25 protein-coding genes are annotated in these 26,629 nt (G+C 61.7%); 11 read left to right on the top strand and 14 right to left on the bottom strand.

Annotation, left to right across the window (positions count from 1 at the left end):
* Positions 1 to 33: 33 nt before the first annotated feature.
* The 7 genes from AMK02_RS26620 to AMK02_RS26590 all read right to left on the bottom strand — a co-directional run bounded on the left by AMK02_RS26620 (position 34) and on the right by AMK02_RS26590 (position 8,109).
* Complete coding sequence (locus tag AMK02_RS26620; protein WP_064807655.1) at positions 34 to 1,884, bottom strand: DUF2264 domain-containing protein; 1,851 nt, start codon at positions 1,882 to 1,884, stop codon at positions 34 to 36.
* Between the two features lie 74 nt (positions 1,885 to 1,958).
* Positions 1,959 to 3,233 carry an ABC transporter substrate-binding protein gene (locus AMK02_RS26615; RefSeq protein WP_064807653.1) on the bottom strand — a complete coding sequence of 425 codons (1,275 nt, stop codon included), beginning with the start codon at positions 3,231 to 3,233 and terminating at the stop codon, positions 1,959 to 1,961.
* Between the two features lie 40 nt (positions 3,234 to 3,273).
* Positions 3,274 to 3,999: a YesL family protein gene (locus tag AMK02_RS26610; protein WP_064807651.1), complete on the bottom strand. Its 726-nt coding sequence runs from the start codon at positions 3,997 to 3,999 to the stop codon at positions 3,274 to 3,276.
* An 18-nt stretch (positions 4,000 to 4,017) separates the two neighbouring features.
* A complete protein-coding gene (locus AMK02_RS26605; protein WP_064807649.1) occupies positions 4,018 to 5,127 on the bottom strand; it encodes an ABC transporter ATP-binding protein in 1,110 nt (369 codons plus the stop codon).
* A 15-nt stretch (positions 5,128 to 5,142) separates the two neighbouring features.
* A complete protein-coding gene (locus AMK02_RS26600; protein WP_064807647.1) occupies positions 5,143 to 6,315 on the bottom strand; it encodes a glycoside hydrolase family 88 protein in 1,173 nt (390 codons plus the stop codon).
* A gap of 4 nt (positions 6,316 to 6,319) precedes the next feature.
* Positions 6,320 to 7,156 carry a carbohydrate ABC transporter permease gene (locus AMK02_RS26595; RefSeq protein ID WP_064807645.1) on the bottom strand — a complete coding sequence of 279 codons (837 nt, stop codon included), beginning with the start codon at positions 7,154 to 7,156 and terminating at the stop codon, positions 6,320 to 6,322.
* Positions 7,153 to 8,109: a carbohydrate ABC transporter permease gene (locus AMK02_RS26590; protein WP_064807643.1), complete on the bottom strand. Its 957-nt coding sequence runs from the start codon at positions 8,107 to 8,109 to the stop codon at positions 7,153 to 7,155. Before AMK02_RS26590 ends, AMK02_RS26595 begins: the two co-directional genes overlap by 4 nt.
* 222 nt (positions 8,110 to 8,331) lie before the next feature.
* Here AMK02_RS26590 and AMK02_RS26585 point away from each other — a divergent pair, with 222 nt between their 5' ends.
* Both AMK02_RS26585 and AMK02_RS26580 read left to right on the top strand, forming a co-directional pair.
* The gene (locus AMK02_RS26585) at positions 8,332 to 10,125 is read left to right on the top strand and encodes a heparinase II/III domain-containing protein (RefSeq protein WP_064807641.1); all 1,794 of its coding nucleotides are present in this window, start codon (positions 8,332 to 8,334) and stop codon (positions 10,123 to 10,125) included.
* 52 nt (positions 10,126 to 10,177) lie between these two features.
* Entirely contained in the window at positions 10,178 to 11,026 is an 849-nt protein-coding gene (locus AMK02_RS26580; protein WP_064807639.1) for a hypothetical protein, read from the top strand.
* On the opposite strand, the gene AMK02_RS26575 is transcribed toward AMK02_RS26580, so the two are convergent.
* Both AMK02_RS26575 and AMK02_RS26570 read right to left on the bottom strand, forming a co-directional pair.
* A complete protein-coding gene (locus AMK02_RS26575) occupies positions 11,021 to 12,031 on the bottom strand; it encodes a GlxA family transcriptional regulator (protein ID WP_064807637.1) in 1,011 nt (336 codons plus the stop codon). The genes AMK02_RS26580 and AMK02_RS26575 overlap by 6 nt on opposite strands.
* Complete coding sequence (locus tag AMK02_RS26570; protein WP_064807635.1) at positions 12,028 to 12,588, bottom strand: isochorismatase family protein; 561 nt, start codon at positions 12,586 to 12,588, stop codon at positions 12,028 to 12,030. Before AMK02_RS26570 ends, AMK02_RS26575 begins: the two co-directional genes overlap by 4 nt.
* Positions 12,589 to 12,782: 194 nt before the next feature.
* On the opposite strand from AMK02_RS26570, the gene AMK02_RS26565 reads away from it, so the two are divergent.
* Both AMK02_RS26565 and AMK02_RS26560 read left to right on the top strand, forming a co-directional pair.
* Positions 12,783 to 13,451, top strand: coding sequence for a response regulator (locus AMK02_RS26565; RefSeq protein ID WP_064807633.1), 669 nt, complete (start codon positions 12,783 to 12,785; stop codon positions 13,449 to 13,451).
* Positions 13,441 to 14,841 (top strand): sensor histidine kinase, encoded by a 1,401-nt coding sequence (locus AMK02_RS26560; RefSeq protein ID WP_064807630.1) that lies wholly within the window; start codon positions 13,441 to 13,443, stop codon positions 14,839 to 14,841. Before AMK02_RS26565 ends, AMK02_RS26560 begins: the two co-directional genes overlap by 11 nt.
* Before the next feature lie 378 nt (positions 14,842 to 15,219).
* On the opposite strand, the gene AMK02_RS26555 is transcribed toward AMK02_RS26560, so the two are convergent.
* The 4 genes from AMK02_RS26555 to AMK02_RS26540 form a co-directional block, all read right to left on the bottom strand.
* On the bottom strand, positions 15,220 to 16,101 hold the full coding sequence (locus AMK02_RS26555; protein WP_064807629.1) for an ABC transporter permease: 882 nt from the start codon (positions 16,099 to 16,101) through the stop codon (positions 15,220 to 15,222).
* An 11-nt stretch (positions 16,102 to 16,112) separates the two neighbouring features.
* Positions 16,113 to 16,976 (bottom strand): ABC transporter ATP-binding protein, encoded by an 864-nt coding sequence (locus AMK02_RS26550; RefSeq protein WP_012490007.1) that lies wholly within the window; start codon positions 16,974 to 16,976, stop codon positions 16,113 to 16,115.
* A gap of 50 nt (positions 16,977 to 17,026) precedes the next feature.
* Positions 17,027 to 18,040, bottom strand: a complete 1,014-nt coding sequence (locus AMK02_RS26545) for an ABC transporter substrate-binding protein (protein ID WP_064807981.1) — start codon at positions 18,038 to 18,040, stop codon at positions 17,027 to 17,029.
* Positions 18,041 to 18,292: 252 nt separating this feature from the next.
* Positions 18,293 to 19,021: a FadR/GntR family transcriptional regulator gene (locus AMK02_RS26540; RefSeq protein WP_064807627.1), complete on the bottom strand. Its 729-nt coding sequence runs from the start codon at positions 19,019 to 19,021 to the stop codon at positions 18,293 to 18,295.
* Positions 19,022 to 19,320: 299 nt separating this feature from the next.
* On the opposite strand from AMK02_RS26540, the gene AMK02_RS26535 reads away from it, so the two are divergent.
* Positions 19,321 to 19,581 carry a CopG family ribbon-helix-helix protein gene (locus tag AMK02_RS26535; RefSeq protein WP_064807625.1) on the top strand — a complete coding sequence of 87 codons (261 nt, stop codon included), beginning with the start codon at positions 19,321 to 19,323 and terminating at the stop codon, positions 19,579 to 19,581.
* Complete coding sequence (locus tag AMK02_RS26530) at positions 19,581 to 19,856, top strand: type II toxin-antitoxin system RelE/ParE family toxin (protein ID WP_064807623.1); 276 nt, start codon at positions 19,581 to 19,583, stop codon at positions 19,854 to 19,856. The genes AMK02_RS26535 and AMK02_RS26530 overlap by 1 nt, the downstream gene beginning before the upstream one ends.
* A 6-nt stretch (positions 19,857 to 19,862) precedes the next feature.
* On the opposite strand, the gene AMK02_RS26525 is transcribed toward AMK02_RS26530, so the two are convergent.
* Entirely contained in the window at positions 19,863 to 20,870 is a 1,008-nt protein-coding gene (locus tag AMK02_RS26525; protein WP_064807621.1) for a LacI family DNA-binding transcriptional regulator, read from the bottom strand.
* Between the two features lie 208 nt (positions 20,871 to 21,078).
* Between AMK02_RS26525 and AMK02_RS26520 the strand changes: the two genes are divergently transcribed.
* The 5 genes from AMK02_RS26520 to AMK02_RS26500 all read left to right on the top strand — a co-directional run bounded on the left by AMK02_RS26520 (position 21,079) and on the right by AMK02_RS26500 (position 26,616).
* Positions 21,079 to 22,398, top strand: coding sequence for an alpha-L-fucosidase (locus AMK02_RS26520; protein ID WP_064807619.1), 1,320 nt, complete (start codon positions 21,079 to 21,081; stop codon positions 22,396 to 22,398).
* A gap of 49 nt (positions 22,399 to 22,447) precedes the next feature.
* A complete protein-coding gene (locus tag AMK02_RS26515) occupies positions 22,448 to 23,668 on the top strand; it encodes an ABC transporter substrate-binding protein (RefSeq protein ID WP_064807617.1) in 1,221 nt (406 codons plus the stop codon).
* A gap of 52 nt (positions 23,669 to 23,720) precedes the next feature.
* Positions 23,721 to 24,647 carry a carbohydrate ABC transporter permease gene (locus AMK02_RS26510; protein WP_064807615.1) on the top strand — a complete coding sequence of 309 codons (927 nt, stop codon included), beginning with the start codon at positions 23,721 to 23,723 and terminating at the stop codon, positions 24,645 to 24,647.
* A complete protein-coding gene (locus tag AMK02_RS26505) occupies positions 24,637 to 25,521 on the top strand; it encodes a carbohydrate ABC transporter permease (protein ID WP_064807613.1) in 885 nt (294 codons plus the stop codon). Before AMK02_RS26510 ends, AMK02_RS26505 begins: the two co-directional genes overlap by 11 nt.
* 165 nt (positions 25,522 to 25,686) lie before the next feature.
* Complete coding sequence (locus tag AMK02_RS26500; RefSeq protein WP_064807611.1) at positions 25,687 to 26,616, top strand: substrate-binding domain-containing protein; 930 nt, start codon at positions 25,687 to 25,689, stop codon at positions 26,614 to 26,616.
* The last annotated feature ends 13 nt before the right edge of the window (positions 26,617 to 26,629 follow it).

Below are 26,629 nucleotides of genomic sequence, written 5' to 3'. Positions count from 1 at the left end.
GGAAAGTAGCCGCACGGCGCCCGCCTCACCAAGCTATGTCAGAAGAGCGAATGCCGGCACCCGAACGCCCTTTTCGCGGAAGTGCCGCTCCACTTCATCAAGATCCGGGCAGGCCGGCGGGTGCTCCAGTGCCTGTGCCCAATTCTCCTGAACAGGCAGAGCCAGTGCCGCGGTGACCAGCAGGGCGGTTCCCGGGCCGATTTCGCCGCGCAGCTGCGGCAGCAGGGTCTTGGCGTGGATGAGATTGGTGTTCGGGATCGGGCTCATCGCGTGGCCGGCCCTGGGCTTCGGCGATAGGTCGACGATCGAGCTGACATCGGTCTGACCGTACCAGACGGCGCGGCCTTCTGCCTGTTCGGATCGGTCGGCGTTGAAATCGGCGCGTTCGATCGCAAAGCCGCCCTCGATGGTGCTGAGCGAACGCGGCGTGGCGATGCGGTGAATGCGGATATGCCAGGGATTGGCGGGAAGTAGCCAGGTTTCGATGTTGACGTCGTTCCAGGGACGCCAGCGCGAGTAGAGCCGGTCGCCTGCGATCAGCGCCTCCTCCATGGTTTCGCGCATACGGAAATGAACGCCGTCGTCGGAAAGACCGAGCATGCCGTCGAAGCTTGCGGCCGAAAAATTCCGGTCGTCGGCCTCGATGTTGAAGGCGTAGCGGGTGGAATAGGCGAATTTCGAATATTTCTCGTTTGCGCCGCGCATCTTGTCGTGCTGCTGGCCGGAAGAGAGCACGACCACATTTCCCGGCGTGTGCATGGCGACCATGCCGGCCGACTTCAATGCCACCGGCTTGGGGAAATCCGGCTGCTGCGCCTCTTCGACGGTCCAGAACGGATGATCCCGGGGAAGGGCGAGCGGCAGGAAGAATTTCAGCGCCCAATAGGGCGAGCCAGGCGAATTGTAGCTCTCGCTCATCAGCAGGTTCGGATAGCCGTAGCCGATGGAGAGCACGCCGTCGCGATCGGCGATCGGCATCGCCGACCACCAGCGGATATGGCGCATATAATAGCCCTTGATCTCCGCCCAAGGCAGCGCTTCCACCCCGGCGAAGGCGAGCGCGCCCCAGAAGCCGCCGGCCGCGAAGCGGTAGGTCTGGCTGCGGCCGAAGGCGAGTGCTGCGCCATCAGGGCCGAACCAGTGGCGGATATCCCCGGCGAAGATCTCGGCGCGATTGCGGAACCGGTTCTTTCGCGCCTCGTCGCCGCACGCCAGTACCGTGTAGATCAGGCCATAGAAATGCACGGCGAAGGGAATGTAGTGGTCGACCCGCCGCACCGGCCCGTCGCGATACCAGCCTTCGCCGATGTCGAAAGCTTCCAGTTCATCGAGATAGGCGGCGGTTTTCGCCATGTCGAACGCGACACCGACGCGCTCCAGTCCAAGATCGATCAGGACGCGGAAGAATTTCCAGTTGTTGTCGATGAATTCCAGTTCGCGCGCGGCAAGAAGATAGGCGGCGACGGTTCTTTTCTCGCCATCGCTCAGCGGTTCCCAGATGTGTTCGGGCACCAGCGCCAGCGCAAAGCCGACGGCGGCGAGCTCGACCAGCCGCTGATTGCGGTCGGCCAGATCGCCCCAATATTCGGGATGCGCAGGATTGGTCCCATTCGCCAGTCCGCGCCGATAGAGATTCCAATGCGGGAAGTGGCCGCCGCCTGCAGCGAGCGGAACGATGCCCCAGAGCGGGCGTGCAAATCCTTCGAGATCCGCTGCCGCCCGGTCGAAAATCGCGCCGGTAGCGCTAAGGCGCACACGGGCGCCGCCTTCGGAGAAATAGGGCAGCAGCGGTCTGAAGAGATCGATGACGGCCTTGGCCAGATCGTCGCGTGTCTTAAGCGGGTTGCCGGAAAGCGGATTGGCCTTGGTGGGATCGTAGATCATCGTCAGTCCGAATTTTTAAAACAGAACCGGCCGCAGGCGAAATGCTCACCCGCGGCCGCGATGTCGTATGGCGCTTACTTGATGGCCTTCACGCCTTCAGTCATTTCTTTCAAGCCGTCGTCGACGGAGGTGTTATCGGTCATGATCGCGTCATGGGCGCGGTTCAGGACGACCTCAATTTTAGCGGCGTTCGGATTGACCGCCATCTCCAGGTAGGTCTTCGACGGTATCAGCGCTTCCTTGCTGGCCGCGTCCTCAGGGAAACCAGGCGTCGCCGCGATCTTTGCACTGACGTCAGCGGTCTTGAGCGCCGGGAAGGTGCCTGTCGAGGCGATAACGGCCGCCCCTTCCGAGCCGGTGACGAACTTGATGAAGTCGAGCGCAGCTTCTTTGTGAGTGGAATTGGCGTTGACCGCCAGACCTGAGATCTGCGCAGCCGTCGTGCCGGCGGCCACGCCGTCCGGATGCGGGAACTTCACGATGCCCCAGTTCTTGCTCTTCGATTCACCGGATTTCACCTTGGTGATCTGGGTGCCGACGAACCAGGTTCCCATCGGCAGCATGCCGATCGTGCCGTTGAAGAAGAGCGCCGAGTAATGCGTGTTCGACGTCTTCAGGAAGGCGTAGGAGGGAATGGCGCCGTCCTTTTGCAGGGTGAGCGCTCGCTCGTACCACGGCTTCAGGAAAGCATAATCGCCATCGACGAGCGTGTGTTTTCCGTCGAGGATGCCGGGCAACTGGACGGTGGAGCGCCAGGTATGCAGCAGCGCGCCATAGGTCTTGTTGGTGCCCATGCCGCCGGCAAGCTTCTCGGCCGTTGCATCGAACTGCGCCCAGGTCATGTCATTGGTGGGATAGGGAACGCCGGCCTTATCGAAGATGTCCTTGTTGTAATAGACGATCCAGAAGTCCGATCGGAACGGAATGGAATAGATCTTGCCGTCTATCGTCAGTTCCTCGATCAGGCCGCCATAGGGCGCCGGATCGATCTTCTGATCCTTCATGAAGCCGCTGAGATCGGCGATGTTGCCGGCGCGCACCAGGTTGGTGTAGCCGGGCACGTCCTTGACGGTGACGATGTCGATGTCCTTCGAGCCGCCGGTCAACTGCGTCGAAATCATCTGCTGGTAGTCCTGCGAGCCGAGGTCCATCGGCTCGAACTTCACATTGGGGTGCTTGGCCTGATAGGCCTCGATCAGCGGCTTGTAATAGGCTGTCTTGTCCCAGTCCCACAAAGCCCATTTCAGCGTTACGGCGTCTTGTGCAAGTGCGGCGCCGGCCGTTGTTGCGGCCAAGGTGAAACCCGCTACGGCGAGTTTCACCGTCCTCCCGAATTTATCCAAATACATTTCTGTTCTCCTTCCCTGGATCGTCTCTGGATCGACTGTTTTATGATGCGTTTGGTGCATGCGGTTTACGGTGCGGCTGCGATGTCTCCGGCTGGTCCAGAACCATCACCGCCGCCCGATGGACGCCGAATGCGACGGCGAACATTCCGAGTGAAAAATTGAAGATCGCCGGCATGAACACGGAAACCGGATAGAAGAGGATATGCGCCAGCCACAGGGCAGCGTTGAAGGCCAGTGCCACGATCGCCGGAAGCGGACGGACGACGGAAGCGAGCGCGGCGAGACGAAGGAGCCGCAGAGCCGGCAGGTCGCGCATCACCATCAGCACGATGAGATGGCAGGCAGTGACCGCAAGGAAGGCGGTGGCGACAAGTGCCACGGCGAGCGGGGCGGCAAGAATCAAGTTGTCCCGCGCTCCGACGCCATAGGTGAGGATCACATAGATGCAGATGGCAAAGGCCGCGGCCAGCGCCAGACCCCAGGCGGTGGCGCGCCAGAAATAATGCAGGAACGCTTCCGTGAAATCCCTGAGGAGATAGGTGTTGCGATCCTCCACCAAAGCCACCGAAACCCGCGCCATGGCGGCGAGTGCCGCCGGCAGCGTCACGACGAGGAGCGAGGCCAGGAGGAACAGGATGTTGAGCTTGACCATCTCCCACCATTCGCGGACGAGCGTCTCGATGAACAGGGCAAGGCCGGTCTTCGCAGGCGCATCCTTCGGAATGCCCGGCCCCTCCTTCGTCCACATGTCCCGCAGCCACTGCATCGCCGTCTCCCGCTGGCCTCAGTAAAGAATCGAGCGTTCGGTTTCCTTGTCGAACAGCTGGGCATTGCTCATATCCGCCATCAGCGTCGCCGCGTCGCCAATCGCAGGCCGGAAGCGCGGCGATACGCGAGCGATGAGATTGCGCCCGCCGGCGACCATGTTCAGATGCACTTCCGAGCCCATCGGTTCGGCCAATTCCACCACCGCCTTGAGCGGTGCCAGGTTCTCGGGCGGAATGTCGGCCGGCGGCAGTTCGTGGAAGTTCTCCGGACGGATACCGAGCACCAGCTCGCGGCCCTCGTAAGGGGCGATCCTGCCCTTGTCGAAATGATCGGGCAGCGGCAGTTCCCGTCCGTCGAAGACGGCGATGAAGCCGTCGCCCCGGCGCTGAATGGCCGAGGGCAGCATGTTCATCTGCGGCGCGCCGATGAAGCCGGCGACGAACATGTTGACGGGACGGTCGTAAAGGTTCTGCGGCGTATCGACCTGCTGGATGTGCCCGTCCTTCATGACGACGATCCGGTCCGCCATGGTCATGGCTTCCACCTGGTCGTGGGTGACATAGATGAAGGTGGCGTCGAGGCGCTTGTGCAGCTTGGTGATTTCCGAGCGCATCGTCCCGCGCAGCTTGGCGTCGAGGTTGGAAAGCGGCTCGTCGAGCAGGAAAACGGCGGGATTGCGCACCATGGCGCGGCCGAGCGCCACGCGCTGGCGCTGCCCGCCCGAAAGCGCCTTCGGCTTGCGGTTCAGGAGATGGGTGATGTCAAGGATCTTGGCGGCATCCTGGACCTGCTTGTCGATGAAATCGCGCGAAACCTTCCGCAGCTGCAGGCCGAAAGCCATGTTCTTGTAGACGGTCATATGCGGGTATAGCGCATAGTTCTGGAAGACCATGGCGATGTCGCGGTCTTTGGAAGGGACATCGTTCATGACGTCGCCGCCGATCCGGAGTTCGCCGCCGGAGATTTCCTCGAGGCCGGCGATCATTCTCAGCGTCGTCGATTTGCCGCAGCCGGAGGGGCCGACCAGGATGATGAATTCCTTATCGGCGATCTCAAGATCGATGTCATGGACGACGGTGAGCGCGCCGTAGGATTTGTTCAGCTCTTTAAGGGAAATGCTGGCCATCGGATTCTCCTCACCTCACCAGTAGGAAGACCAGCGGCGCGACAGGCGCGTCAAAGCTTCCATGTAATAATAATCTCCCCAGGAGACGCATTCATCGACGCCCTCGCCGCGGCAGGTGTTGAAGGGCGATTTCTTCGAATAGGTGGCGTGCAGCACCAGGCCGTTTGAAACCGCGGGGTCCTTGACCGCATAGTGATCGGCAAGGCTCTTCATCATGCGCCGCGCCAGCGTGCGGTAGCGCTCGGCGGCTTCAGGTTCGACGAGCTCGGCCATTTCAAGCAGGCCACAGGCCGTGATCGAGGCTGATGAACTGTCGCGCGGCTCGCCATCGCCATCCGAAAAGACGAGATCCCAATAGGGCACCATGTCGGCCGGCAGCCGGTTGAGGTAGAAGGCGAGCAGCCGGTCGAAGGTCTGGCGATATTCCTCGATCCGCTCGTAGCGGTAGGAGACCGCCATGCCAGCGATGCCCCAGGCCTGCCCGCGCGCCCAGGCGCTGTCGTCCCGGTAGCCCTGCTTGGTGGCGCCGCGCACCGGCGCGCCGGTGACCGGGTCCATGTAGAAAGTGTGATAGGTGGAATCGTCGGGACGCACCGAGTTGGCGAGCGTGGTGCGAGCATGGGTGAGCGCGATCTCACGGTATTTCGGATCGCCCGTCTCGCTGCTGGCCCAGTAGAGAAGCGGCAGGTTCAACAGGCAATCGATGATGTAGCGGTATTCCTCCGGCCTGCCCTTGCGGCCCCAGGCCTGGATGAACTGGCCGATCGGCTGGAAGCGCTCGATCAGCTGGTCGGCGGCCAGGATCGCGGCCTTGCGGCCGTCCTCGTCCCCGACGAGCTTCCAGGCGGCGATGCAGGAGGGCGAATAGAGAAAGCCCATGTCGTGATGATCGGTCTCGATGCGGTTGACGATCCGATGCAGGAAGGACTGGACCTGGATCTGCGCGGCATGCCGGAACACAGGATCGCCGCTATGCTCGAAGGCGAGCCACAGCTCGCCCGGCCAGAAGCCGGCGGTCCATTGGTCGTTGGCGACGGCGGGATAGAAATTATTGACGCTCGAATGGTTCTGCGCGGCGTAGGTGAATATGGGAAGATTGCGCCGGACCTGCTCGACGGCAAGATCGAGCGCGGTATTCACTTCCTTATCAGTGATCGGCTGCGGGGCGACTGTTGAAACGGCATTCATGGCTTTACCCCTTCAGTCCCGTCGAGGCGATGCCTTCGACAAAGAAGCGCTGCAGCGCGAGGAAGACGACGAGAACGGGAATGAGGGCGACGACGGAGGCCGCCATGATCAGCCCGTATTCGGCCGAATATTGCGAGATGAACATGCGCAGGCCGATCTGGACGGTCTTCAGTTCGGTCTTGGTGAGATAGATCATCGGCCCGAGAAAATCGTTCCAGGTGCTGACGAAGGTGAAGATCGTCAGCGTCGAGAGGGCGGGCTTCGACAGCGGCAGCATGATGCGCGCCCAGATCTGATATTCGTTCATGCCGTCGATGCGGGCCGCCTCGCAAAGTTCGGTCGGGATCGACATGTAGAACTGCCGCATCAGGAAGACGCCGAAGGCGGTGAAGGCCTGCAGGCAGATCAGCGCCAGATGCGTGTTGTTGAGGCCGAACTCGCGCATCAGCAGGAATTGCGGCACCATATAGACCTGCCAAGGCATGGCGATGGTGGCGATATAGCCGAGGAACAGCGTGTTCTTGTAGGGGAAATTCAGCTTGGCGAAGGCGTAGGCCGCAAAGCTTGAAGTCAGAAGCTGCAGCAGCGTGACGATGATCGTCAGCTTCGAGGTGTTGTAAATGAAGAGCGCAAGCGGGATCTTCGTCCAGATGTCGACGTAGTTCTGCCATTGCGGCTGTGACGGTATCCACTCGATCGGGAAGGCGAAGACGTCGCGGCTGAGCTTCAGGGATGCCGAAAGCATCCAGGCGAAGGGCATCAGCATGACAATCGTCACCGTGACAATGATGGCATAGAGCAAGACCGTTTTGGCGGTCACCTTGCGTCCCGCGATCCTCATGCCTCGTCCTCCCGCTGGCGGCGGAACTGGAAGACGGTGACGGCGAGCACGAGGAAGAACAGAACGAGTGCCACCATGCTGGAATAGCCGAGATCCCAGGAAATGAAAGCCTCGTTATAGATGTGGTAGACGAGAACCAGCGTCGAGGTGCCGGGGCCGCCCTGGGTGATCATGTAGATCTGGTCGAACACCTTGAAGGACTGGATCGTCAGCATGACGGTGACGAAGAAGGTCGTCGGCCCGAGCTGCGGCACGGTGACATGGATGAATTTCTGCCAGGAATTGGCGCCGTCGAGATCGGCTGCCTCATAGAGTTCGGCATTGATCCCCTGCAGCCCGGCCAGATAGATGACCATGTAATAGCCCATGTTCTTCCAGATGCCGAAGAGGATCACAGTGACCATCGCCCAATGGCGGTCGGCCGCCCATCCCGGCATGTTTTTCGGATCGAGGCCGAGCGTATAGAGGATCATGTTCACCGGCCCCATCTCGGGGTTGAAGATCATGTTCCACACGACCGCGACGGCGACCAGCGAGGCGACGTAGGGAAAGAACATCGCGGTGCGGAAGAACTCGCGGCCTACGATCTTCTGGTTGAGGAGAACGGCGAGGCCGAGCGCGCAGAGCAATGTCGCCGGCACCGAGGCGACCGTGTAGATGATCGTATTCCAGAAGGCTGCGATGAAAGCCTTGTCCTCGAAGAGCCGCCAGAAATTGTCGAGCCCCGCGAAGGTGATCGCGTTCGAGCCGTCCCAATGCATGAAAGCAAGCGCGAAAGCGAAGAGGATCGGCCCGAGCGTGAAGACGGCGAAGCCGAGGAAATTCGGCGCGATGAAAGAGTAAGCGACGAGCGCGCTGCGGATCTTGCGCTGCCGCTTGGACAGGACCGCCACCTTCCGGTCAGAAGTTGCCGGGGCGCCATCCGTTGCGATGATCGAATTCGATATGGACACCGATGCTTTCCTCCTGCGCGGATCTTCTGCGGCTGACGGCTTGTGGATTCCTCTGCCGGCCGCTGCCATTCTCCCCTCGACCAACGGCATAACACATATCTGGCACTGGTCAAACAAGTTCTGAATAGATCATACAAATTTTATAGCGGACGCTGGAAACATATGATAGGTGAGCATGGAAGGCCACACGCTCGTGGCGGCATTTTCAGCGTAGTGAGGAACATGTTCAGCGAGATTTCAGGAGGTCTGCCGGACAGCTTGGGCGACTTCACGCCCGGAGCGGTTTCTTCCGATCGCGGGAGATGGAGCGCGGTGCCGCAGGCGATGCGCGACGCGGTTATTCGCGATGCCGAAGCCACACTTGCGCGGGTCTGGCCTCTGATCACGGCTTCAGATTACCGCGAATACACGACGAGCGGCAATCGCTCGCGTTTTGAGGAGCTTTATTTCACCCGGCGGCGGATGCTCAATGATGTGGTGCTCGGCGAACTCGTCGAAGGCAATGGGCGGTTCCTGCCGAAGATCATTGACGGCATCTTCCTGATCGTGGAGGAGAGCGGCTGGCAGCTTCCGGCGCACAATGGCTATGAACGTGGTGGCCCGCGCCTGTCGCTTCCCGATAATTCGCAGCCCGTTGTCGACCTCTTCGCCGCCGAAACGGCAGCCCTGCTCGCAACGATCGTCGCCCTGCTGGGCAAGGCGCTCGACGGCGTCAGCCCTGAGATCACCACACGGGTGGCGCGCGAGATCGAGGGCCGCATTCTCTTGCCTTATCTCGGGCGGCACTTTTGGTGGATGGGCCGTGGCAATGAGAGGATGAACAACTGGACAGCCTGGATTACCCAGAACGTCCTGCTGGCGACCTTCTCGCTGAACACTGATCAGGCGACGCGCCGGGCGGTTGTCGAGAAGGCGCTCGGTAGCCTAGACGCTTTCCTCAAGGACTATGCCGAGGATGGAGCCTGTGAGGAGGGCGTAGTCTACTATCGTCACGCCGCCCTCTGCCTTCATGGCGCCTTGACGGTTCTGGACGCCGCGGCGCCGGGCCTTTTTGCCGGGATCTGGCAGCAGCCGAAGATCCGCAACATGGCCGAATATATCGCCAACATGCATGTGGCCGGCCGCTACTATTTCAACTTCGCGGATTCCTCCGCCGTCGTCGAGCCCTGCAGCGCACGGGAATATTTGTTCGGCAAAGCGGTTGGTTCGCAGATGCTGGCGGACTTCGCCGCAGCCGACAGGGCTGCCGTCGAACACCCGCATTTGCCCGAGGAATGGAACCTCTGGTATCGCGTGCAGGAACTGCTGGCCGGCCCGCAGATCCCGATCATCGAGCCGCATGCGCTGTCGCCCCGGGACATTTTTTATCCCGGCATCGGCCTGCTTGTCGCTCGCGACGATCGGTTCTCGCTTGCGGTCAAGGGCGGCAACAATGGCGAGGGCCATAATCACAACGACGTCGGCAGCGTGACCCTCTACAAGGACGGGCGCCCATTCCTGATCGATGTCGGCGTCGAGACCTACACGGCGAAGACCTTTTCGCCGCGGCGCTACGAGATCTGGACGATGCAGTCGGCCTATCACAACCTGCCGACATTCGACGGCGTCATGCAGTCCGCGGGCGAAGCTTTCGGCGCGCAGGACGTCGAAACGGAATTCGGTGAGAACCTGGCGCGCATATCTCTCGACATCGCTGGCGCCTATCCGGTGGAAGCGCAACTGCGCAGCTATCGGCGTGCCGTCTCCTTGATCCGCGGACGCCATGTCGAGATCGTCGATAGCTATGACGGCGACAAAGCGGCGGTTCTGTCGCTGATGACATGCCTGCCGCCGACGATCACCCGGGACAGGATCGATCTTGCCGATCTCGGCAGCATTTTTGTCGACGGCGCCGGGTCGATCGAAATCGACGAGATCGAGGTGAATGATCTCAGGCTGAAATCGGCCTGGCCGGAGAAGCTCTATCGCCTGCGCATTCCGCTTGCCGGAAAGCTCCTGAAATTACTGATAAATTAGATAGTTAGAGCCTGATGCTGTCAGAACTCTTCAGGCTCTGAGGAGGACGAACATGGAATTGACGCTGAAGATCGTGGATGCCGATGGGTCCGTATTGGCAAGCGCCACTGGGCAGGATGAGACGTTCCTGGTCTATCGCCAAAGCTATCGCGAGGGCGAGCAGGTGATTGTGGAAGTCTCCAGCCCCGGACATGTCTTTCTCGCGCTGGACAGTGCGATCCAGCCAAGCCTTGTCTATATGAAGCAATGCGCCTACGCGCTTGCGGTGCCTTTCGGCGACAAGCGCAAATCCTATTCCCCGAATGCGTTCAGTGGCGATATCCACCGGCTGTCCGTGCGCTGTGCGCGCCCCGAGGAGATCGCCCATCGGCGCAATCTTGCGCTCAACCCCTGGGACGATCACGCCAACCGGGCGCTATTTCCGCATGCGCGCGCCAATGTCGAAACCCGAGGCGAAGCGGTCTTTGCCGCCAGAAACGCCATCGACGGCGAAAAGGCCAATGACGATCATGGCTTCTGGCCCTATACGAGCTGGGGCATCAATCGCGATCCGCAAGCGGCGCTGACGGTGGAGTTCGGCAGGCCGGTCCGCGTCGACGAAATTGTCTTCTACCTTCGCGCGGACTTCCCGCATGATTCCTGGTGGGAAGAGGTGAGCGTCACCTTCTCGAGCGGCAAGACCTCTCGTTTCCCGCTGGTCAAATCCGGTGCCGCCCAGGGCTTTTCCATCGAGCCCTGCATCATCGAATGGATCGAGCTGCATGGCCTCATCAAGGCTGAGGACATCTCACCCTTTCCGGCGCTGACGCAGATCGAGATCTGGGGTACGGATGTAGCCGGCGCTGCAACCCCCGGCGTCGAAAATGAGGTCGGGCGCGCGCCCCTTCCTCTTACTCTATGAGCCCACGGCCGGCTTCGTCCGGGCTGCGCTCGGCGGGCTGTCATGCAGGCGGTTCCAGGCGCGGCGCAGTTGCCGGGCGGAGCCGAAGCCGGCGCGCATTGCCACGGCCTCCATATCCAGCCTTGAGCCGGCGAGCATCTCGCGGGCTAGCGCCACGCGCATGCGGTTGACGAAATCCGTGACGCTCATGCCGGTGTGTTCGTTGAACAGCCGTGAGAGGTTTCGCGGGCTGGCGCCGCTGAGGCGCGCGAGCGAGGCGACCGACCAGTCGCGGGAAGGATCGGCGGCGACTGCATCCTGGGCGCGATGGATGGCCGGGTGGATATGGTTGCGGCCTTCGAGCCAGGGCGAAAGCTGCGGATCCGAGCCGCCGCGCCTGAGATAGACGACGAGATATCGCGCCACCGCAAGCGCGCAGGCATGTCCCGCCGCTTCGGCAACGATATGCAGCATGAGGTCGATGCCGGCGGTGATGCCGGCGCTCGTGAGGCGCTCCCCATCCTCGACGTAGAGCCGATTGTCCCGGATGCGCGCGGTGGGCGCGAGCCTTGCCAGGTCCTCCATGCAGCCGTGATGGGTGGTGCATTCGCGGCCATCGAGCATTCCGGCCTCGGCCGCGAGCAAGGCGCCCGAGCAGATCGAGGCCAGCCGAACCCCCGGGCGAATGGCCCGCTTCAGCCAGGCGACGATCGCGGCCTGGGCGGCGCGCTCCTCTTCGTCCCACGGACGGTTGTTCTCAATCGGCGCGTCGGCGCTGCCGGCGATGACGACGAGCGCCTGATCGGGCAAGCGCTCCGGCAAGGCGGCGACACCCGTAACGGCAAGGCCGATCGAGCTGCCGACCGTTGCCGATGGACCGATATAGGTGGCGCTGAAGCGCACCGTCTTCTGTTCGAGGTTCGCCTTGCGCAGCACTTCGATCGGGCCGGCGACATCGAGCAGCAGCACGCGCGGCGGCACGACGACGTAGACGGGGATATCGAAGGGCTGCGCTGTATCAGTCATGCCGCGAGTTGCTCTCCCGCCAGCGCCTGTTCGACGGTTGCGATCCGGGCGAAACGGCCCGACAGGACCAGTTCCGTGCGGCCGCGGATTTCTCCGGCGCTCCATGTGCGTCCCGATACGTCCGTCATCGGGAAGGTCAGGGTCGCTTCGCCGACATAGTCGACTTGATAGCCGAGATCGGAGGCGTGACGGGTCGTGGTCTCGCAGCACTGTTCGGTGCGGATGCCGGAGACGATGATGCGGCGAACGCCATTCCTGGTCAGCCACACGTCGAGGCCCGAACCGACGAATGCACTATGGCGGTTCTTCCTGAAGATCGCTTCGGGAGCGATCCTGAGCGGGGCGAGCGTTCTGACGAAGCCCGAGCTTTCCGAAAACGGCCCGTTTCCGTCGACATGAAAGATCTGGATGACGGGTATTCCGCGGGCTTCTGCGCCGTCGATAAGAGCCTGCTGGCGTTCGATATAGGCGGGTGCGAGACTTTCATCCCAATAATCGCGCTGCCGGAAGGACTCCTGGGCGTCTATGACGAGAAGAATGGTTTCATGGCCGGACATTGTCTGCTCCGTGGTGGTTGATCATGAAGCCATATTCTGCCGCCTAAAGCCAAAGGAAAATGCCCGCGTCGGACAAATGGCGGACAATTCGCGCCAATGATTGCCGAGGGCGGCGTCGCGCCGGGAGCGGCAGGCGAGATACAACGCCTTAGGCACGCTTCCGCCAGGCCCTCTGCCCGTGCTAAGGGGGACGGATGAGACTGCTTGTGGTGGAGGACAACAAGGATCTGGCGGCTTGGCTGGGCAAAGCCCTGCGGCAGGCGCAGTACACTATCGATATTGCCTATGATGGCGAGGACGCCGAGCATCTGCTCAAGGTGGCGGAATATTCGGCGATGATTCTCGACCTTTCGCTGCCCAAGCTTGACGGATTGACGCTTTTGAAGCGGCTGAGGCAGTCAGGAAACAAGTTGCCGGTCATCATCCTGACCGCGAATGCAAGTCTGGACGGCCGCGTGGCCGGACTCGATAGCGGCGCCGACGACTATCTCGCCAAACCTTTCGAAATCGCCGAACTCGAGGCGAGAATCCGTGCCGTGGTGCGCCGCGGGCAGGACCGGGCATCCTCCGAGATCACCGTCGGGAACCTGCGCTTTTCCGGGGGCACGCGGCAATTTTTCGTGGCAGACGAACCACTGCAATTGACGCCGCGGGAATATGCCGTTCTCGAACAGCTCGTCATGAAGCTCGGCACCACTGTCTCGAAAGCCGCCCTGTCCGAAAGCGTCTTCGGTTTCGACGACGAGGCCGATCCGAGCGCCATCGAAATTTACGTCCACAGGCTCCGCAAGAAGCTCGAAAACAGTTCGGTTCAGATCGCGACGCTACGCGGGCTCGGCTATCTCCTCAGACATGTCCAATAGCGTCGTGACAAAGGCGGGCGGAACGATCACGCGGCTCAGCCAGAGCCTGAGGGTGCAACTGCTCTGCTGGGTGCTGCTGACGCTCTTCGGCGCCATCGCCTTCAATCTCTACGACAGCTTCTGGTCGGCCGACGCGACGGCAAAGCTGGTGACGGACCGAACGCTTCTCGCATCCGCCCGGGTCATCGCCGAGGCGGTGCGCGTCGATGAGGGCGGCAATGTTCAGGTGGACGTTCCGCCGGCCGCGCTCGAGATGTTCGATACGGGCTTTGGCGACCGTGTGTCCTACCAGGTCATCACCGCCTGGGGCAATCTGGTGAGCGGCTTTCCCGATCTGCCGCGGCCGACCGTCCAGCGCGTCGGCGAGGATCTCGCCTTCCATGGCGCCGACGTGCGCGTCTTGATGCTCGATCATCCGGTCGTCGGTCTTCCCAATGACGGCACGATCTCGGTGACCGTCGCCGTGACGCATAACAGCCAGTATGCGATGCGAAGGCAGTTGTGGCTTTCGGATTTTTCCAAGCAGTTCGTGCTCGTCTTTGTCGCAAGCCTGGTGACGATCCTTGGGCTTCAACGCGGCCTCGCGCCTGCTCTGAGGCTGCGGGACGCGGTGCGCCGGCGTGGGCGCAACCGTCTTGATCCGCTGTCACCCGAGATGGTGCAGAGCGAATTGCGTCCGCTCGTCCATGCGCTGAACGATTACATGGAGCGCGTCCAGAATCAGATGGCCGCACAGCGGCGGTTCGTATCGAACGCGGCGCATCAGTTGAGGACGCCGCTCGCGCTGATTTCGACGCAGGCGAGCGTGGCCTCCCGCGAAGACGATGCCGCCCGCCGCGACGAGGCGCTTGCTGCGCTGCGCACCAGCACCCGGCAGATTTCGCGTCTCGCCAGCCAGTTGCTGACCTTATCGCGGGCCGAGCCCGGCAGCCGCCGCCCGCGCAGCGACGCGACCGATCTCAGCAAGGCGGCCCGCGAGATCCTGGAGGCCTATGCCGAAGAGGCGCTCAAGCGCAACATCGACGTGGGCCTGGAGGCGGACCGGCCGGTTGTCGTCGAGGGCGACGGGACGATGCTGCGCGAGATGCTGGTCAACCTCATCGACAACGCGATCCGTTATAGCAAAGCCGATGGACGGGTGACGGTCGCCGTCGGGCAGGCGGACGGCCACGCCGTCGTCACCGTTGAGGATAACGGGCCGGGCATTCCCGAAGGGGAGCGCCAGCAGGTTTTTGAGCGGTTCTATCGGATCATGGGAACCGAAAGCGAAGGGAGCGGACTCGGGCTTGCGATTGTCCGCGAGGTCGTCGAAGGGGCTGGAGGTTCGGTTTCGCTCGGTGATGCTGAAGGCGGCGGTCTCGTCGTGATCGTTCGGCTTCCGCTTGCTTGAATGGTCATGCTTGGGAGGTTTGTCCATGCTGTGCGGTTCGCTGGGATAGCTTGCCCCTCACCCTAACCCTCATATGCGCTTGATTTGACCGATATTTTGGCTCACTGGCCGAAGGTTGAAGCGGGGCTGCCGGTCGGCTCACAGCCTAACCTAGAGCATATGACCCTAGCCCTACCCGCAAACCGGGGCGAGGGGACGTGGCTTCCGCGACGTGAGAGGGGAACGGAGAGGCCGCGGTACATCCCCTTCTCCCCGCGCGCGGCGAGAAGGTGGCGGCAGCCGGGTGAGGGGCAAGCGCCTGACGACACGTCAATAAAATGAAGGCCGGGCGTTACGCCCGGCCTTCGCTTCGATCTGCCTTGGGAGGAGGCCGATTTATTACTGCGTATCGAGGTGCTGCTGCGGGCGCCATTTCGCCAGGCGGTTCTCGATCAGCGTCATGATGTATTCGGCAACAAGCGTGACGACCATGACGAGGAGGATGGCCGCGAACATGCCGGCCGCATCGAACGTGCCCTTCGCGATCGAGATCAGCTGGCCGATGCCGAAGCGGGCGCCGACGAATTCGCCGACGATCGCGCCGATGATAGCAAAGCCGAAGGAGACGTGAAGACTGGCGAAGATCCAGCTCATTGCCGAGGGTATGACCACCGTGCGCGTCACCTGCCAGTCGGAAGCGCCGAGAATGCGGGCATTGGCGATCATGTTGCGGTCGGCTTCGCGCACACCCTGGAAGGCGTTGGCGAAGACGACGAAGAACACCATGATGAAGGCGAGCGCCACCTTGGACGGCAGGCCGAGACCCATGATCATGATGAAGATCGGGGCCAAGACGACGCGCGGGATCGAGTTGATCGCCTTGATGTAGACGGAGAAAATGTCGGAGAGGAAGCGGTTGCGGCCAAGCCCGATGCCGACGAAGACGCCGGTGATCGAGCCCGCAAAGAAGCCGATCAGCGCCTCTTCCATCGTCACCCACAGATTATACCAGAGCGATCCTTCGGTGGTACCTTCGGTCGCCCATTCGTAAAGCCGCTCAATGACGCCGCTCGGGCTCGAATAGAAGAACGGGTCGATCCAGTTCATGTTGGAGGAGAGCTCCCACATGCCGATCACGAAGACCAGGATGGCGATCTGCCAGAAGCGCACCAGCGTGTTGCGCCGGCGTATTGCCTTCAGCGCGGAGGCTTCGATCTCGGCATCTGATGTGCCCGGGCGAAACAGGGTGGCCGAGCCGGCCTCGAATGTGACGTGTGCCATGGTATCCTCCGTCAGGCCGCTTCGCTTGCGCGGCGGTAGCTGGTCTCGACCTCTTCGCGGAGATCCTCCCAGATCGTCTTGCAGTAGTCGATGAAGCTCTGCTCGTAGCGGATCTCCGACACGACGCGGGGGCGGGGAAGGTCGATCGGATAGACCGATTTCACCGTGGCGGGGCCGGCGGTCAGAACATAGACCTTGTCGGCAAGCGCTACGGCCTCTTCGAGATCGTGGGTGACGAACACCACCGAGGCTTTGCGCTCGGCCCAGAGCTTCAGAAGTTCTTCGTGCATGACCGTGCGGGTCTGCACGTCGAGCGCCGAGAAGGGCTCGTCCATCAGCAGGATTTCAGGTTCGTTGATGAAGGTCTGCGCCAGCGAGACGCGCTTACGCATGCCGCCGGAAAGCTGATGGGGATAATGGTGCAGAAATTTCGACAGGCCGACGCGCGCCAGCCAATCGCGGGCGCTCTGTTCCGCCTCGGCGCGGGACTTGCCGCGGAACAGCGGGCCGGCCATGACGTTTTCGATCACGTTTTTCCAGGGAAAGAGCGCGTCGGTCTGGAATGCAAAGCCGACACGCGGGTCGATGCCGGTGATCGGCCCGCCCATCAGGCGGACTTCGCCGGCGCTCGGGCGTGCGAGGCCCGTCACGAGATTGAGCGTCGTCGACTTGCCGCAGCCGGTCGGGCCGACGACGGCGACGAATTCGCCGCGGGCGACCGTCATGTTGAAATCGCGCAGCGCAGTCAGCGACTTTCCGGTCGGCGAGACGAAACGTCGGCTGACGTTGATCAGCTCGATCGCGGGGATCTGTTTGGTGTCCTGTTGCATGGTGATACCTGAAGGCGTGCTTAAGGGCGCGCACGCAATGCCCATGATCGAACGGACGCCGCTTCCGCTCAGGAGCTGGAAGCGGCGCGACGGCCTCACTTGACGTTCTTGACGAACTCGGTCGTGTAGGTCTTGGAAAGGTCGATCTGTTTGCCCTTGACGTTCTTGGAGAACTCCGAGAGCACGGCAAGCACGGTCTTCGGGCCGTCCTCCGGCATCACGCCATCGGGCGTGAACATGCCCTTGCCCTCGTCGAGAGCCTTGACGTAGCCATCCTTGTCGCCGACGTAGAAGTCCTTCGGCATCTTGTCCGCGATCTCGGCGGCGGAATGCGTATTGATGTATTTCAGCGTCTTGACGAAGGCATTGGCGAGCTTCTGTGCCTCGTCCTTATGTTCCTCGACCCAGGAAGTTTCCATGTAGAGCGAGGCGGCCGGATAGGTGCCGCCAAGCGCCTTTCGGGTCGCTTCGACCGTGCGCATGTCGACGAGAACGCTCGCTTCGCCCGTCTTGATCAGGCGCGAGATCGTCGGCTCCGTCGTCATGCCGGCCTGGATCTGATCCTGCTGCATCGCGGCGATGAACGTGCCGCCGGCGCCGACCGGAATGGTGACGACGTCGCCGGGCTTGAGGTCGGCCTTGGAGGCCATGAAGAGGGTGAGGAAGTTGGTGGAGGAGCCGAGACCGGTGACGCCGAGGCTCTTGCCCTTGAAATCGGCCGGCGACTTGATCTCGGGATGTTTGCTCGAAACCATCTCGACCTCGCCCGGCGCCTGGCTGAACTGGACGATGGATTCGACGAACTTGCCCTTGGCCTGCAGGTCCACACAGTGGTCATAGAAGCCGACGACGCCTTGGACGGCGCCTGCCAGCAGCTGGTTTTCGGCGTCGACGCCGGCAGCTTCATTCAGCAGTTCGACGTCGAGACCTTCGTCTTTGAAGTAACCGAGGGATTCGGCGAGCTTGGCGGGCAGATAGATCTGCTTCTCATAGCCGCCGACCATGATGGTGATCTTGTCGGCCGCGTGGGCGGCGCCTGACGTGAATGTGGCTGCGGCGAGAAGCGCGGAAAAAGCGACGGTGTGAAAAAGGCTGCGTGAAGAACGCATGGAAATCTCCTCCTGATGGTTTGCCTGCATCGTCGTCTCGTCACCTTGACCGTGTCTCCTCCACGATGCAGCCTTTTCCTAAGACGTCGAAGCTTTCAACTAGCTTTCAGCCGCAAACGATCAACCTGTCGCGTGAACCGGCGGGGAAATGATGCGCCGACGCCCGAGCCTGGATAGCGGCAGCTTACAACGGGCCGAGCTATTTGCTGGCTTTGTCCCTTGCCAAGGCGTTCGGACGCTCGGGAGTGGATATCAGCTGGTAAAGCTTCGCAGATCCTTGAGCAGGTTGCGATATCTCGCCTGGCTGCCGACCAGATGCTCGCGCATGGCATTGCGGGCGGCCTGATCGTCCCGGTCGGAAATGGCGACGACGATCGCTTCATGTTCCCTGTGGATCAGCTTTCGGTAGGCGGTCTGCTCGGCCGTCCTGGTTTCCGGCACGAGCCTCGACTGCGGAATGATCGCCGCGCCCTGAGATTCCAGGAAGTGCTTGAACAGCGGATTGTTCGTCGCCTCGGCGATCGCGACATGGAGTTCGAGATCCGCCTCACGGATGGACCGATCGGTCTCGATGCATTGGAGAATTTTCCGGTGACATTCGAAGATCGCTTCCTCCTGCGCCGGTGACCGGCGGAGCGCGGCAAGTCCCGCCGCCTCGATTTCGACTGGGGTGCGGATTTCCAGCACTTCCAGATCGGAGGCGACGCGGGCCTTGTCGACTTTTCGCCCGGAGAGAGAGGGATCGGCGCCAAGCACGAAAATGCCCGCGCCCTGGCGCACCTCGACCAGCCCGTCGGAGCGAAGGGCAGCCACCGCCTCGCGCACCACGGTCCGGCTGACGCTGTGCGTTTCCGTCAGTTCGTGCTCGCTCGGAAGCTTATCGCCGGCGGCGTACTGGCCGCTGAGGATCGCCTGCCGGAGGCTTTCGCCGACCTGTGCGACCAGCGACCCCGAGCCCCTGCTGCGATCCTTCCCTTGCATAGCCACGCCTCGATCCCCGCATCGGCTTCGATCCGGACGCCGTTCGAACCAGCGGCACTCCGAAATTTATGATTCATCACACATGTATGACAAATCTTGCGGTCTTTCAATGGATGAAGGATCGACGCTTTTGCTTTGGCTGCTTCACGGGCCGATGAAAATCCGACATTATACCTCACAACTCTCGATGCTGCGTCACCTTTCCGGGAAGTCTGAGCCGGGCTTCATGACGTATAGGCGCTGGATATAATCAAGATTAATCGCTATGATTATGATTGATTGGCGTTGAGGAGTTTTCGATGGAGACCAAAGTTCTCACGGCTCATGTTCCATTGCCGCTTGCGCAGAAGGTCGATCAGCTTGCATCGCGCCTTGAGCGTTCGCGCGGCTGGATCGTCAAGCAAGCCCTGACTGCATGGATCGACCAGGAAGAGGAGCGTCGGCGTTTGACGCTTGAGGCGTTAGCCGATGTGGATAGCGGCAATGTTGTCGATCACCAGTCTGTTCAAGCCTGGGCCGATAGTCTTGATGGTGACGAGCCGATTTCGTTGCCCCGGTGATGGAAATCAAGTGGACGAGCAAAGCTGTCTCCGACATCGCTCGCTTATACGACTTTCTCTCCCCGGTCGACCGGCGAGCTGCGGCCCGTACCGTGCAGGCGCTGGCGGCAGCCCCCGCTCGTCTAATTGAGCAGCCACGTCTCGGCGAGCGGCTCGAAGAGTTCGATCCTCAGGAGGTCCGCCGCATTCTCGTTGGCCGTTATGAGATGCGTTATGAAATCCAGCAGTCCACAATCTATGCATTGCGGCTTTGGCACACGCGCGAGGATCGGTAGTAATCCTTATAGCCGCCTTGTCGACTCTCCACGCACAAATCTCGGCGTCAGGATGAAATCCTGCGGCGGCTCGGCGGCAGCCTCGGGGCTTGCGATCCTGGCCAGCAGGCGCTGGGCGGCCAATTCGCCGAGCTTCTGCGCATCCTGCACGACCATGGTGATGCGAGGTGTGATGACGTTGCTCCAGGGCACGTCGTCGACCATTGCCAGCGAGACGTCGTCGGGACAGCGGAAGCCCATTTCCTGCATCACCTGCAGGGTTGCCAGCCCCATCATGTTGTTGGCGCCGATGATGGCGGTCGGGCGGTCGCGGCGGGTGAGCAGGCGCATCGCCTGTGTATGGCCGCCGCTCCTGGTATAGCCGCCCTCGACCACCAGTGACGGATCGACGTCGGCGCCGGCGCCTGCCATCGTGTCCATAAAACCTTTCAGGCGCTCGTCGGCGGTGTGCAGGCCGCTCGGGCCGGAGATGAAGGCGATGCGCCGATGGCCGAGTTGCAGCAGGTGCTCTGTCAGGATGGTCGTCGTCAGCGGATTGTCCGAGCCGACGAAATCGCGCGCGGCGCCATCCACCTTCTGGTCGAACATGACGATCGGCATCTTGAAGTCGCGCAGGAAGGTTGCGTATTCCTCGCCGCGTCCGTTGGCCGCCAGAGCAATGCCTGCGATCTTTTGCGCCTGCAGCCGCTCCAGCAGCGCCCGTTCGAGATCGGCCCTGCCGGAGGAGTCGGCGATCAGCACGAAATAGCCGTGGTCGAGCGCCTGGTGCTCGATCTCGCGGCGGATGTCGCCGAAGAACATGTTGCCGAGATTGGCGGACACGAAACCGATCAGCGAGCTGCGCCCGCGCGCCAGCGTCTGGGCCACCGGATCGATGCGGTAGCCGGTCGATTTTATCGCCTGCTGAATGCGGTCGAGCGTCTCGGCGCCGACCCGTTTCGGGCTGTTGAGCGCGAGCGAGACGGTCGAGATCGAAACTCCCGCAAGGCGCGCGACATCGCGTATGGTGGTCATATCTGTCGAACCGGTTCTAAAGCTTTCTTCTGTCAGATTTTATTTGCTGTTGCAACATATCTGGCTTGATTGCTCAATTATGGTGCGTTTACCTCGCGGTTGTGCAATTCACGAATTTCGGCTTGACAGGTGCCGGGTCAAGGACGATGTTCAATCGCCGAACCGGTTCGACATGAAGTGGATCCGGAAAAACAGGGAGGAGAAACCTGTGACGAATTCGGAGCGCCAGTCGGAAAATTCGGTGCCGGGAGCGGGTAAGCACGCCTGGTTCAGCCATGATCGTCTTGGCATGTTCATCCATTGGGGCCTCTATGCGCTCGGAGCGCGGCATGAGTGGTTGAAGAACCGCGAAGAGCTGAGCGACGACCATTACCAGCGCTATTTCGACAATTTCGATCCCGATCTTTACGATCCGCAGGAGTGGGCGCGCCGAGCGCGTCTGGCCGGCATGAAATATGTCGTGGTGACAACCAAGCATCACGAAGGTTTCTGCCTCTGGGACAGCAAGGTGACCGACTACAAGGCGCCGAACACGCCCTGCGGCAGAGACCTGCTGACGCCGCTGGTCGAAGCCTTCCGTGACGAGGGGCTGAAGATCGGCTTCTACTATTCGCTGCTCGACTGGCACCATCCCGATTTCCCGATCGACGTCCACCATCCCCTGCGCAATCACCCGCAAGCCGAGGCGCTGAACGCCGGCCGCAACATCGCTAACTATGCCGCCTATATGCGCGAACAGGTGCGCGAGCTTCTGACCGGCTTCGGCCGCATCGACATCATCTGGTTCGATTTCAGCTATCCCGGCCGCGAATATTGCGGCCTGCCCGGCAAGGGGCGCGCCGATTGGGAGAGCGAACGGCTGCTCGAGTTGGTGCGCGAGTTGCAGCCCGAAATCATCGTCAACAACCGCCTCGATCTGCCGCCCGGCACGCTGCCCGACGTGACGACGCCGGAGCAATATACGCCGCGCGTGGCGCCGGCTCTTGCGAGCCAGGGCGTGCTCTGGGAAGCCTGCCACACCTTCAGCGGCTCATGGGGCTACCATCGCGACGAGGATAGCTGGAAGAGCCCGGAGCAGATCATCCAGCTGCTGATCGATTCCGTCGCGCTCGGCGGCAACCTCCTGATGAATGTCGGCCCGACTGGCCGGGGCACGTTCGACGCCCGCGCCATCGCCGCGCTCGAGATCTACCAGAACTGGATGGAGGTCAACGGGCGCTCGATTTATGGCGCCGGCCCCTCCAAATTTCCGGTGCCGGCCGGTTGCCGCTACACCCAGCGCGGCAACCGCCTCTACCTGCACGTCTACAACTGGCCCTACCGCCACGTCCATATCGAAGGTCTCGCCGACAGGATCGCCTATGCGCAGTTCCTGCACGACGCCAGCGAAGTGCGCTGGCTCAGCCACACCAGGGATGTGGATTCCAATATCGGCGTGATGGTGCCGGAAGGCATGATCACGCTCGAACTGCCGGTCCGGCGACCTGACGTTACCGTCCCGGTGATCGAGATCGTCCTGAAAGCGTGAACTCGGTCGCACTCGCGTGCTCATTGCGTCATGGAGGGAGGAGAAACCCATGAAGGTTCTGAAGAAAACGCTTTTGCTTGCTGCAATCGGCGGCAGCCTCTTTGCCACATCCGCCTCGGCCGAGCAGGTCAATCTGACCTGGCAGATGTGGACCGGATCCGACGCCGACACCAAAGGCTGGCAGCACCTGGCCGACATGGTGACCGCCAAATATCCCGATATCAAGGTGACGCTGACGACAACGGGCTGGGTCGACTACTGGACGCGGCTGCCGGTGCTGGCGGCGTCGGGCCAGCTCGCCGACATCGTTTCGATGCAGTCGCTGCGCATGCCGAATTTTTATTCGCTGCTCGAACCGCTGAACGACCGGATCGCGGCCGACAAGTTCGACGTCGGGGCCTTCACCCCCTCGATCATCGGCGGCATGTCCGTCGACAAGCAACTCTACGGCCTGCCCTATGATGTCGGTCCCTGGGTTATCTACTATAACCAGGACGCGCTTCAAGCCGCCGGTATTCCCTTGCCGAAGCCGGGCTGGACGCTCGCCGAGTTTACCGATGCCGCCAAGAAGCTGACGAAGGACGGAAAGTACGGCTTCGGCATCACCCCACAGAACTATTCGGTCCTGGCCTCGGCCTGGGGCGACAAATATGTCAACGATTCCGGCGATCTCGATCTTACCAATCCGAGCGCCATTGCCGCTGCCGAGAGGGTGATCGGCTTTGCCGCCAAGGACAAGGTCGCGCCGCTGGTGCCGTCGAGCGCCGATGCCGGCACGGTCATCCAGGGCCGCTTCTATTCAGGCAATGTCGCGATGTATGTCGACGGTCCATGGTCGATCATCGGCATGAAGGACAAGGTCAAGTTCAAAGTTGGTTCCACCACCCTGCCGCGCGCAGAGGGAGAGCTTACCGCCGTTACGGCGGGCTCCGGTTTCGGCATTGCCACGACGAGCAAGAACAAGGACGCGGCCTGGAAGGCGATCCAGGTGCTGACCAGCCCTGAGGCGCTGCAGTACCTCGCCGAACAGGGCCGGGCGCTGCCGGCGCGTACGGCCTCGCAATCCTCCTGGTACAAGGTGGCGGCCAAGGACATCACCAATGGCGGCGAGGCACTGGATTATTCGCTGGCGCATTCCGTACCCTATGTCATCACCAACAACTGGGCGGCGGTGGAAAATCTCTTCAACCAGTATTTCCCGCCCGCCTTCGGCGGCAGCGCCGACGCCAAGCAGACGATGGAGTCCATCCAGAGCCTCGCGCAGCAATAGAGCGTGCCGTGCTGGAGCGCGGCGGCATGAGCTGCCGCGCATGGAGGAAGAGATGTCGGAAAGCGCCGTTGCCGAAATTGCCCTGCAGCCCGGTCAGCCCAGGCGCTTCCTGAAGCCCGAGACGCAGACGGCCATGCTGTTCCTGCTGCCGAGTTTCCTCGGCTTCATGATCTTCATGGCCCTGCCGATCGTTGCGTCGCTGGCGCTCTCCTTCACCAACTGGCAGCTGATCTCGACGCCATCCTTCGTCGGCTTTCAGAATTACATCAAGCTCTTCACCGTCGATCCGGCCTTCTACACCATATTGGGCAATACGCTGTTCTTCGCCATCGAGTATCTGGCCGTGAATATCATCGTTTCGCTGACGCTCGCGGTCTGGATATCGAGCCTCAAGCGCGGCAAGGCGATCTTTCGGGTGATCTTCTTCCTGCCGACCTTTACCCCGACGATCGCAGCCTCCGTGGTGTGGCTGCTGATCTTCACGCCGGACGGGCTCGCCGACAACGTCATCCGCTCGCTTGGCCTCGGCCTGCCGAATTTCCTGCTGAGTTCGAGCTGGGCCATGCAGGCGGTCGTGTTCGTCACGCTTTGGGCCAATGTCGGCTACAACGTCGTGATGTTCAACGCCGCGCTCGACCTGGTGCCGAAGCACTATCTCGAAGCGGCGATGATCGACGGCGCCGGTCCCTGGCGGCGCTTCTGGCGCATCCGCCTGCCGCTCATCTCACCGACGGTCTTCTTCGCCACCGTCATGACGGCCATTACCTCGCTGCAGGTCTTCGACGAGATCTTCGCCATGACGCGCGGCGGTCCCGGCTCGGCGACGGCGACCCTCGGCTTCGCCATCTATCAGAAGGGCTTCACCAATTTCCAGATGGGTTACGCGTCGGCGCTCGCCTGGGTGATGTTCGTCATGATCATGGCGCTCACCATCCTGCAGTTCCACATGCAGCGCAAATGGGTGCATTATGACGACTGACCCGGCCTCACGGCATCCGCATTCCCAGTCCCGGAACCGGCATCGCATCCTGCGGCGGATCGGCACCTTCGTCAGCTACGCCGGACTGTCGCTGATCGCGCTGCTCTTCCTCTTTCCCTTCTTCTGGATGGTGTCGAATGCGGTGCGCTCCAATACCGAAGTGCTGGCCGTGCCGGTCCATATCCTGCCCGAGGAATATCAGTGGGGCAATTTCGTCGAGGCACTGGTGTCGCTGCCCTTCGGCACCTTCCTGCTGAACTCCTTCGTCGTCGCCTGCGGCGTGACCGCGATCGTCATCGTGGTCTCCTGCCTGTCGGCCTATACTTTCGCCCGTCTGAGGTTCCCCGGCCGTGAGGGGCTGCTGCTCACCTATCTCAGCACGCTGATGATCCCGCAGGTGATGCTGGTCATTCCGCTCTTCCTTCTGGTCAGCAAGCTCGGTTGGATCAACACCTATCACGGCATGATCCTGCCGGTCGCCTTCTCCTCCTTCGGCACCTTCCTGCTGCGGCAGTTCATCCTCGGCATTCCCAAGGACCTCGACGAGGCGGCGATGATGGATGGAGCCTCGCGCCTGCGCATCCTGGTCACCGTCATCGTGCCGCTCGCCATGCCGGCTATCGGCCTGCTGTCGCTCTTTACTTTCATCGCGCAGTGGAAAAGCTTCCTGTGGCCGCTGATCGCCACCAGCGGGCTCGAAAAGGCCACGCTGCCGCTCGGGCTCACCCTGTTTCAGACGCAGCAGGGCACCGCCTGGAACTACATCATGGCGGGCGCCACTATTTCCATGGTGCCGGGGGTCATCCTCGCCATCGTGCTGCAGAGGGTGATCTACAAAGGCATCAGCGTCGGCTCCGGCTTCGGCGGGCGGTAATATTGAAAAGGATGATTTGATGCCTTTGCATCAAATCGACTTGATCCAATCCAAATCCAGCCGCTTGGCGGCCTCCCCGCGTTACTTCTCGCTTCCGGCGCGAAAAGTAAAATTTAACCAAAATTTGAAATAACGCGCTTCCATCCGAATTGCGCAGGGGAATTCATGAAAACGGCCACGCTTGCATCCATCGCCTTGGCGATGTCGGTCTCTGTCGCCAATGCTCAGACGATCGGCGTTTCGATGTCCGATCTCGACAAATTCAGGACGGCGCTTCTCAATGGCGTCGTCGCCCACGGGCAGACGGTCTCCGGCCTCAAGCTGGTTACCGAGAACGCCAAGGGCGACAACGAGCTTCAGAAGAAGCAGGTTCAGAAGCTTATCGCCGACAAGGTCGACGCCATCATCCTGGCGGTCTCCGATGGCGATCTCGGGCCGCAGATGACCAAGATGGCGGCGGATGCCGGCATCCCGCTGGTTTACATCAACAACGTACCTTCCAACCTGCTTGATCTTCCCGAAAATCAGGTCGTGGTCGCCTCCAACGAAAAGGAATCCGGAACGCTGGAGACGAAGCAGGTTTGTGCGCTGCTCAAGGGCAAGGGCCGCGTCGTCGTGCTGATGGGCGAGCCTTTCCACGCCGCGGCTCGTGCCCGCACGCAGGATATCTCGGATGTCATCGCCACGCCCGACTGCAAGGGCCTGGAGATCGTCGAGCGGCAGGCCGCCTACTGGTCGCGCGATTATGCCGACCAGCAGATGCAGGAGTGGCTTGCGGCCGGCGTCAAGTTCGACGCCGTTATCGCCAACAATGACGAGATGGCGCTCGGCGCGATCCGCGCCATGAAGAAGGCCGGCATGCCGATGAAGGATGTCGTCGTCGCCGGCGTCGACGCGACCGACGATGCGCTAGCCGCGATGGTGGCCGGCGATCTCGACGTGACCATTCTCCAGAGCGCTGCCGGACAGGGTGCCGCGGCGGTCGACGCCGCTGTGAAGCTCGTCAACAAGGAGAAGGTGCCGCGCGAAAACAACGTTCCCTTCGAACTCGTCACGCCTGAGAACATCTCCAAATACCTGCCGAAGAGCCAGTGAGCATAAGAGGCCT

It is taken from the genome of Rhizobium sp. N731 (genome assembly GCF_001664145.1).
In the GTDB taxonomy this organism is placed as follows: domain Bacteria; phylum Pseudomonadota; class Alphaproteobacteria; order Rhizobiales; family Rhizobiaceae; genus Rhizobium; species Rhizobium esperanzae.
The sequence above is the reverse complement of the archived record's forward strand: the minus strand, read 5'-3'. Positions and strand labels throughout refer to the sequence as shown.